Origin of the sequence: Nostoc sp. UCD121, from assembly GCF_014222285.1 — a bacterium.
In the GTDB taxonomy this organism is placed as follows: Bacteria; Cyanobacteriota; Cyanobacteriia; order Cyanobacteriales; family Nostocaceae; genus Nostoc.
The window spans coordinates 1-7,225 of sequence record NZ_JACKZS010000293.1 but is presented as its reverse complement, the minus strand read 5'-3'; the positions used below and the strand labels follow the sequence as shown (position 1 = coordinate 7,225).

Genomic DNA, 7,225 nt, shown 5'->3' with positions numbered 1-7,225 from the left:
TAACCCAACATAAAATTTGGTGGTAATGTTGGGTTGCGTTTCACTCCACCCAACCTACATAAATATATCTTTTAAAAGACTCTAGATTTTAACATAAATGAGGTTTATCTACCTATTTATTTTAAATATGAAATAATGCCCCTTTAGAATATTTCTAAAGGGGATTTTTAAACACTAATCAAATCTAATGAAAAAAGAACTCTGCAATCAATATTGAAGGTCAATATTTTTTGCATTTGTAGGTTTTTTATCTTCTATATACATAGTGAGCCGGTATCCATCGGCGACCACGATTTGTTTGCACCCAACGTCCAGGAACCAGTATCCTTCTTCTCGCTTGAACAGGGGTGTAAACCCTAACTGGAGATGGTCTTCTGATTGTTCTAACTGGAACTGGTCGCCTAACTGGCCATCTAGCCTGAGCATCGGCTTGGGAAGGAATAAAGGTAACAGCAATTGGTAAAATCAGTGCTGCACTAGCAAGCATTCTTTTAATACTCATTCGCAAACTTTCCTTCTATAAGTTACACATCAAAGGGATTTATTTTTTGCAAAATATGAATCTCATTGACAAATAAATAATAGGTCTGAGAAGAGATATACACTAGTGCAAAAGGTAATTAGTTCAACCGTGACTAATGTCATAGTTGAAGAAGAATTTAGAAGTCAGATTTCCCTTTAGCCGAGCAGTATTGTTGCCCAGCTTATCTTTGCCATCTAAAAAAAGGGACGGGTATTTTGCCCATCCCAAAAAATTCACTTTGACTCAATCACAAAACTTTTATTGTGCTGGTGGGGTGGGGAAAGCACCAGGTTGCACAGCGACGTTAAGATTCTGTCCATTGCGACGTAATTCTAAGCGCAAATCACCCCCGATTTGGCTATTTTCTACTACTTTTTGGACACTGTTGGCATCTGTGACTGCTTGCCCGCCAAGCTTTTGGATAACATCACCAGCACGTATTCCTGCTTTAGCAGCTGGTGAATTTGGCACAACTTTTATAACTAATACACCTTTATCTTCATCCACACTCAAACCGCTATTGGGATCTGAGTTGATATTTTGTTTTAGCTGAGGTGTTAACCCCATCATTTGAATTCCCAGGTAAGGATGTTCTACTTTGCCTGTAGCTATTATTTGACTGGAAATGCGTTGGGCTGTGTTGATGGGAATAGCAAAGCCTAATCCTTGTGCCCCTTGGATTATAGCTGTATTCATGGCAATTACTTGACCACGAGAATTTAGTAGGGGGCCGCCGGAGTTACCGGGGTTAATGGCTGCATCAGTTTGAATATACTCTACTCGCTTATCGGCTGCGCCGATTAGATTGCTACTGCGCCCGGTAGCACTGATGATTCCGGTAGTTACTGTATTATCTAGTCCAAGGGGGTTGCCGATCGCGATCGCCCATTCTCCCGCTTGCAGTTGATCTGAGTTACCTATGGCTACTGAAGGTAGATTGTTTGCTTGAATCTTGACAACAGCGACATCGGTTAATTCATCTTTTCCTAACACCTTACCTTCCAAGGTGCGCCCGTCCTTGAGCGTCACTGTCACCGTATCAGCACCATCTACCACATGGGCGTTAGTGAGAATCCGACCATCGGCACTAATGATAAAACCTGAACCAGTACCCCGTTCTACCCTTTCTTGTGATTGTGGCAGTTGGGAACCAAAAAAGCGGCGAAAAAGCGGATCGTTAAATTCATCTGGTATCCGGCTTTTTACTGTTCGGGAAGAGTTAATCCGTACTACTGCTGGCCCGACCTTTTGCACCACTTGGGTAACAAAGTTAGGATCTGTGGCAGCTGATAATGGAGGAGCGGCATTTACTCGACTCACTCCTAAATTAGATGCACTCTCAGACACCTGCTGAGAATGTCCAGCCATGTAGCCACCTGCCAATGTCATACCTGATCCCAGCAGCACCAGCGATAGAGAGGCGGCAGCCTTTTTCCAGGGTGCTTGATTATGGTATTTGGTATCAGCAGTGTTGGATAAAATGCTATTTGATGGGTGTTCTCCATCACGAGATTGGTTTTGCATTGCTGTCTGGAAGGATATTTAGATGTATTACTAATGTAGATATGATTTGTGACAGTTTTGTTGCAGGGGTATTGCGTTGTTGTGAAAGGTTTGGTACTTTACTAAACCTTATTGGAATATACTCATTCGTGAAGTTACACAGTTGTCATGCTTCTCAACTTAGAGCCAGAGCAATTTTTAACCAACAGTTTTAAGTTAAGTTAACTGCGTATTTTATACCATGTGTGAAGGAATGAAAATGCCACAGGGGAAAATCTTACTGAAACCCGGCACTTTATGGACAAGTGTTAAAGAACGAACTGAATATGCTTTGCAATGCGGGGCGTTATTGTCGATTCCGACAGAATTTGAATTTATCGAACAGGATGGCGTGCGCTTTTTAGTGCGGATTTTGTCTAATCTAAATCGTAAAAAAGCAGCTAAGGAGAAACAGGAAAAACAATCTGCTATCCCTGGTCAAGAGTTTAATCCTTTTTTGCCTTATGAAGAGAATTTATTTGTGGCGGATATCTCTGATACTCATGTATGTATTTTAAATAAATATAATGTTGTCGATCGCCATCTGCTAATCATCACCCGTGCCTTCGAGGAACAGGAAAGTTTGCTGACTCTGGAAGATTTTGCAGCTATGTGGGCGTGTTTGGCTGATTTCGATGGTTTAGCATTTTACAACAGTGGCAAAAGTGCAGGTGCTAGCCAGCGACACAAACACTTACAATTAGTGCCACTACCACTTGTACCTTCAGGGCCACAGATACCTATTGAACCTCTACTGAAGGCAGGACAATTTCAGGACTCGAACGCAATAGCAAAACTTCCTTTTGTAAACGCTTTTGCGCCGCTAAATCCTGATTGGGTGCGATCGCCATTTACAGCAGCCCAAGTAACCCTAGAAGTTTATCACAGTTTGCTAGGGGCTGTAGGTTTGGATGCAAGGCAATTGGGTGCTTACAATTTGCTAGCGACACGAGAATGGATGTTGATCGTACCGCGATCGCAGGAGCATTTTCAATCTATCTCTGTGAATTCATTAGGATTCGCTGGTACTTTACTAGTACGAAACGCAGCCGAAATGGAGATTCTTAAAGCCCAAGGGCCGATGACCATTCTCAAAAATGTTGCTCTATCTTAATCAAATTTACTGGGTTTAACAAAATTTGTAATCGCTAGGATGTAATTTTATCAAGTTCATTAAGAATATTGCTATCTATATCAATGTCAAATTTACGAGCAAAATGAGCAGATGATGCAAGCAAATTTGGCAAGTCTTCCATAAGCAATGTCTTGGGATGACAACCTCCATCTGACCAATCAATATAACGTCGTCGGTCGTTTTGCAACTTGAGATGAGGGGCATTAGCAAGTAGAGTTTGAAAATACGACTCATCTGCATACTTAAGCTTGCTGTAGTGTAAGGTTAGCGCATTTTTCTTGCTATGAAAGTCGATAATGTAGTTAGCAGCTTTGTTATTCGCACAAAACCATTGACTTCCACTGAAGCAAGCAAGCTTTTTTGAAAAAGGAAGGAAAGGTTTTGTTAATAGCGGATGTTCCAAGCATATTTTTAGATCCAGATGCGCTAAGTATTGCTTTGAAGAATTGAAAGAAAACGATTTTGTACAATATCGCTGATAGGAATTTTTTAACCATAACATACTTGGTTTTAGTTCATGCTTATAAGTCTCGTATGTGATTTTTTCATGCTGAATATAAGCATCATAATAATTTGAAGTCAGATCATCCAATATTTGCTTTGCAGTTTTAATGGGATAGTCTGCACCACTAAGTAATACAAACCAATCCGGGCATTTTGGAACTTCATACATTAACTTTAATGCCTGCACTGTAGCTTCTACAATAGAAAAATCTGCCCATTCAGTTTGTAAATGAGAACGTACTAGTAAAATATTTTTTGAAAGCCTATCTACAGATAAATCACATTTAGAGAAATCATGATGACAAACAATTAAAGGAGAATTGAACATACTATTTAATTTATTTATCAGCCTGTGAATTTGTAATGGCTTACTATGAGTTATTAAAATAAAACCTATCGATTTACTAGGATAATTAGACATTTGCTTAAGTTGTATATAGGAATCCGGTTTGATTTCTGAAAATATCCGTAGGATGTGTTAGCGACAGCGTAACGCATCAACCCCTTGATAATAGTGCGTTACGAACTCCGTTCTAACACACTCTACAATACTTAATTTCGTTCAAAAATCAAATATGATTCCTATAGCTACTGAAAATATTTTAAAGTATATAGATAGATATTTATGAATTTGGGGCTAGTCCTAGAATTAATGCTTAATTGCTAGTAGTTCGAGCTATTTTCAGCTAAATGAAGTACATATATAAAATCCAAAATCTTGTAGAGATGTAAAATTTTACGTCTCTACGTGTATTCGATTAACTTCTTTCTTTCTTTCTTTCTTTCTTTCTTTCTTTCTTTCTTTCTTTCTTTCTTTCTTTGTGCCCTTTGCGGTTCGTTTCTCTTTCTTTTTTCTTGTAATTAAATATGGTTTAGTGCATCTTCATACAGAATTGTTATTACTGCCCAATGTTTCATTGATGGACATCATAAATAACTCATTTAAAGGAATTCCCCCTGCTTTCGCCATACAGGAAATCACGCTTTTGGGTGCAAAAGAACAATACAACCCGGCTTCTAAAAACCAAGGTTCTCCCATTGGGTCGATGCGGAAGTCAAATAAACTGTAGTGACGACAACCTAAAGCTTGATGACACTTCTTAGCCACTTGCTGAACCTTTTGGGTAATTGGGTCGTTAGGGTCTAAAATCCAAGCTTTTACATTATCTTTTGCGGTCAAATGCAGGTTGCCATCATCCGTTTGTTTGAGTTTATCAGCATAGTTACGGATGGGTTTTTCGTGGGGGTCTACCAAATATTCTTCTAGGGGTAAACCCACTAGTTCCCCGTCTTTAACGATGATACCGCATCTGACTTCTCGGCCGAGTTCGATGAATGTTTCTACTATGACCTCTGAATCATATTCAAATGCTTTTTTCAAAGCAGCGTCATATTCAGTAACATCTTTAACTAAGACTACTCCTAAAGAGTTGTCGGAACTTGCGGGTTTGATGACTACTGGAGGTGGAATTGTCGGAATGTCTCCTTGGCGGAGTAGTTCTCCACGAGGCACTTTTACCCCTGCTGCTTCGACAATTGCTTTAGCTCTAGCTTTGTGGGCTGCGATCGCCATAATATCTGGAGTATTACCAATGTAAGGCATCTTCAGCAGATCAAATAGGGCGCGGTAGTGGGTCATTCCCGGAATGCAAAACATCTGCGGTAACACAAGATCAATGTTTTGCGCTGTTATAAACTCTATAGCTTCAAACAGAGGAATTGGTTTGGCGACAGCAATATCTTCTGGACTGAGGGAAGTAGGAAATCGCCAGTGGCGATCGGGCGTGATGTATGCAATCTGAAAATCATACTGCGATCGCTCTGTCAATGCTGCCAGAGAATCTTGGGCGTAAAGTCGTGATAAATCACAGTAAAAATCATTTTGTGCAGATCCAACTAATTGAAGGATACGAAGTGCTGGCATGATTTATCTTCCTATCTACCGTCAAAATTTATACAGTGTTAAGTAAGCTATGATTTACCTCTGTGATTAATACAGCACATTTCAGGTAAATGAAGTACATATATAAAACCCAAAACCTTGTAGAGACGGCGATTCATCGCGTCTCTTGCTACGAGCATCATTACGAATTATTTTAATCCCCACCTAATTCCACCAATTTACCAATGTTGAAGTCTATTTTTACCCAGCCTTTGAGTTGTTGGAGATTTTTGAGTAAAAGTAAGGGAATCTGCCAGTGATACAAAGTAAAAAATGGTACAGGATCATCAAGGCAGTAAATGGCATCAATGCCTCGTACCATAGTCTGAATGGATGTTTGTAGTTGCTTCCAAGAACGGATACCAGTTAGTCTCCAGATTTCGTGATATATCCAGTAAGTGGGCTTGCTACTAGCTAGGGGTTCCAGGGGTGCATCTAGGGGAGTTCTACCAAAATAGGCATCTGCAACACCAGGGTGATTGTAAAACATTGTGATTGCTGAATGAGTGCGAGGATTGCATTCAATCGCGTAAGCTGTACCATCTTCAGCTTGGATAAAATCGAAAGATACTTGTCCAGTCAGTTTCAAACTCTTGACGAAGTGTTGCACCCATTCACGGATTTGGGGATTTTCGACATTTTCATAGTTAATTTGAAAGGCAGAAGAGTTTGAACAGCAATGCAATCTTAGTTCCCCATCCCGCACTGTACTATGAGTGCATAATTCTTTGCCAGGAATAAACTCTTGCATAATCCAAGGTTTTTCTGGACTGATGGGTAAACTATTGACAAAAGCTGCTGTCTCTTCTGGAGTGTCGCAGGGAAGTTTGGTTAAATTTAAGCGGCGAACGGAGTCGTAATCAATACTTTTAAGAATAAATTTGTGGGTTTCTTGACTAAAGTCAAAGTTAATAACCTGTTGAGGATCGGTGATTTTAAATGACTTGGGGACAGATAAGCCAAGCGATCGCGCCTGATCGGTGAAGGCAAATTTATCATCCAACATCTTGGTGATATCTGCATCAAAATGGAAAACTTCGCAGTATTCTGATAGTACAGGCTTTGCTAAAGAGTCATAATAGCTAGCTACAGGACTGCATACGGGTACGTAAATGTCAACATTTTCTTTCTTGACGATTTCTACTAGCGCCTGGATATAGCCTTCTGGCTCTGATTGTGGAGCCGGAACTGTGTAAAAACGACTTACCGCCTTAGAAAATCTATGACCAGACAACCAGTATTTGTGGCCTTCAATCAAAATAACTCTGTGTCCTGCTGTATGGAAAGAACGAGCAAGTTGCAATGCCTTAGTCATCTTTGCCCCACTCACCAAAATAGTCAAAGGATGAGCAGCTACAACAGCTTTTTTCGGAAATGGCGATTGCACAATGCCCCACAGCAAAGATATCAAAACTATAAAAGCATTGAACGGCAAGGCTATTAGTAATAATGTCAGAGTACCGAGAGTCTTGAATAAAGCTGCTGTCTTTAGCCTCACACCTGTTGAAGATGTTGTAGATTGAGGCAGAGATAAAGAGATTGATTGTGTCATAAGTCTTTGAAAGTAGAAGGAGCAGGG

Annotated in this window: 6 protein-coding genes; 1 reads left to right on the top strand and 5 read right to left on the bottom strand. The window is 40.1% G+C overall.

The features are described 5' to 3' along the window. Nucleotides 1-247: 247 nt before the first annotated feature. Together GNF10_RS33640 and GNF10_RS33635 are read right to left on the bottom strand one after the other, a co-directional pair. Nucleotides 248-502 carry a hypothetical protein gene (locus tag GNF10_RS33640; protein WP_185586334.1) on the bottom strand — a complete coding sequence of 85 codons (255 nt, stop codon included), beginning with the start codon at nt 500-502 and terminating at the stop codon, nt 248-250. A gap of 279 nt (nt 503-781) precedes the next feature. Beyond that, nucleotides 782-2,047: an HhoA/HhoB/HtrA family serine endopeptidase gene (locus GNF10_RS33635; RefSeq protein ID WP_185586335.1), complete on the bottom strand. Its 1,266-nt coding sequence runs from the start codon at nt 2,045-2,047 to the stop codon at nt 782-784. Nucleotides 2,048-2,285: 238 nt separating this feature from the next. Here GNF10_RS33635 and GNF10_RS33630 point away from each other — a divergent pair, with 238 nt between their 5' ends. After that, nucleotides 2,286-3,179, top strand: a complete 894-nt coding sequence (locus GNF10_RS33630; RefSeq protein ID WP_185586341.1) for a phosphorylase — start codon at nt 2,286-2,288, stop codon at nt 3,177-3,179. A 34-nt stretch (nt 3,180-3,213) separates the two neighbouring features. Here GNF10_RS33630 and GNF10_RS33625 read toward each other — a convergent pair whose 3' ends face one another. The 3 genes from GNF10_RS33625 to GNF10_RS33615 all read right to left on the bottom strand — a co-directional run bounded on the left by GNF10_RS33625 (nt 3,214) and on the right by GNF10_RS33615 (nt 7,198). Beyond that, nucleotides 3,214-4,125, bottom strand: a complete 912-nt coding sequence (locus GNF10_RS33625) for a beta-1,6-N-acetylglucosaminyltransferase (RefSeq protein WP_185586336.1) — start codon at nt 4,123-4,125, stop codon at nt 3,214-3,216. A gap of 462 nt (nt 4,126-4,587) precedes the next feature. Next, the gene (locus tag GNF10_RS33620) at nt 4,588-5,628 is read right to left on the bottom strand and encodes a D-alanine--D-alanine ligase (RefSeq protein ID WP_185586337.1); all 1,041 of its coding nucleotides are present in this window, start codon (nt 5,626-5,628) and stop codon (nt 4,588-4,590) included. A gap of 172 nt (nt 5,629-5,800) precedes the next feature. After that, nucleotides 5,801-7,198 carry an ATP-grasp domain-containing protein gene (locus GNF10_RS33615; RefSeq protein ID WP_185586338.1) on the bottom strand — a complete coding sequence of 466 codons (1,398 nt, stop codon included), beginning with the start codon at nt 7,196-7,198 and terminating at the stop codon, nt 5,801-5,803. Nucleotides 7,199-7,225: the final 27 nt, after the last annotated feature.

What these genes read in the sequence shown, in the direction of transcription:
- GNF10_RS33640 (WP_185586334.1), bottom strand. Translation starts at nt 502, where the DNA reads ATGAGTATTAAAAGAATGCTTGCTAGTGCAGCACTGATTTTACCAATT.
- GNF10_RS33635 (WP_185586335.1), bottom strand. Translation starts at nt 2,047, where the DNA reads ATGCAAAACCAATCTCGTGATGGAGAACACCCATCAAATAGCATTTTA.
- GNF10_RS33630 (WP_185586341.1), top strand. Translation starts at nt 2,286, where the DNA reads ATGCCACAGGGGAAAATCTTACTGAAACCCGGCACTTTATGGACAAGT.
- GNF10_RS33625 (WP_185586336.1), bottom strand. Translation starts at nt 4,125, where the DNA reads ATGTCTAATTATCCTAGTAAATCGATAGGTTTTATTTTAATAACTCAT.
- GNF10_RS33620 (WP_185586337.1), bottom strand. Translation starts at nt 5,628, where the DNA reads ATGCCAGCACTTCGTATCCTTCAATTAGTTGGATCTGCACAAAATGAT.
- GNF10_RS33615 (WP_185586338.1), bottom strand. Translation starts at nt 7,198, where the DNA reads ATGACACAATCAATCTCTTTATCTCTGCCTCAATCTACAACATCTTCA.